The organism is Klebsiella sp. EMBS2024 (genome assembly GCF_036233805.1).
GTDB lineage: Bacteria > Pseudomonadota > Gammaproteobacteria > Enterobacterales > Enterobacteriaceae > Klebsiella > Klebsiella pneumoniae.
This window is the reverse complement of record NZ_JAZARW010000001.1, coordinates 2,220,735-2,221,729: the sequence shown is the minus strand read 5'-3', so window position 1 is coordinate 2,221,729 and position 995 is coordinate 2,220,735. Positions and strand designations below refer to the sequence as shown.

Annotated in this window: 1 protein-coding gene; it reads right to left on the bottom strand. The window is 57.0% G+C overall.

Annotation, left to right across the window (positions count from 1 at the left end; translation table 11 throughout):
* Positions 1-908, bottom strand: a 908-nt coding sequence (locus VZP09_RS10215; protein ID WP_328795101.1) for a LysR family transcriptional regulator, incomplete at its 3' end; no start/stop codon positions are given.
* Between the last annotated feature and the right edge of the window lie 87 nt (positions 909-995).

Below are 995 nucleotides of genomic sequence, written 5' to 3'. Positions count from 1 at the left end.
GGGGGCGCCGATGCTGGTGACAAAGGTATCTCTGCCGCAGCTATAAAATCGATAAAACAGCGTATTCTTGGTGACAGGTAGCGGCTGGCGGGCCACAGGACCGAGAAATGCCCATCCTTGACGCAACAGCCGGGCAACACCTCCTGCAGTTGTCCCTCATCCATGGCCTCGCGCACGACAAAATCAGGCACATAAGCGATGCCCATCCCCGCCGCGCTTAAGCGAATGGCGGCCTCAATGTTATTGACCGTCATCACGGCAGCGGCCCTGAAATCTCCCGTCAGTCGCATACCGCGCAGTTCCCAGGGCTGGATCAGCCCCGTCGCGGGGAAGCGGAAAAAAATGCACTTGTGCGCCGCCAATTCCGCTGGTGAGCCGGGAACGCCGTATTCCGCCAGATAGGCCGGGCTGGCACAGAGCACAAAACGAAAGCCTCCCAGCGTTCTGGCGATCAAGCGGGAGTCCGCTAATTCACCGCTGCGGATAGCAACATCAACTCCCTCATCGATCAGATTGACCAGCCGGTCGCTAAAGTCGAGATCCAGTTCAACCTGCGGATAAAGACAGCTAAAGGCGGTGAGGGCGGGGAGTAACAGGCGGTAGCCAATGACAGGCAGTGAAATCCTCAGTTTGCCGGTGGGCTGTGAGAGACTGCTGGTCAGCTCTGACTCGGCCTCCAGGATCAGCTCCAGGATACTCTGACAGCGGGTCAGAAATGCGGCCCCCTCCGCCGTCAGGCTGACGTTTCTGGTGCTGCGGTTGAACAGCCGGACCCCCAGTTTATGCTCAAGCCGGGCGACATTCTTACCCACCGCCGAGGCAGATATGCCCAGCAGCCTGGCGGCCTGAACAAAGCTTAGCGTTTCGGCGGTGCGGACAAAGGACGTCAGCGAGGTGAGGCTGTCCATTGATTATAAACCTTATGTCTTTTAAGAAGATATTTTCAGTCTATTTATCGGCATTAACATCCGCAATAGGATGGCGACAGTTTATTC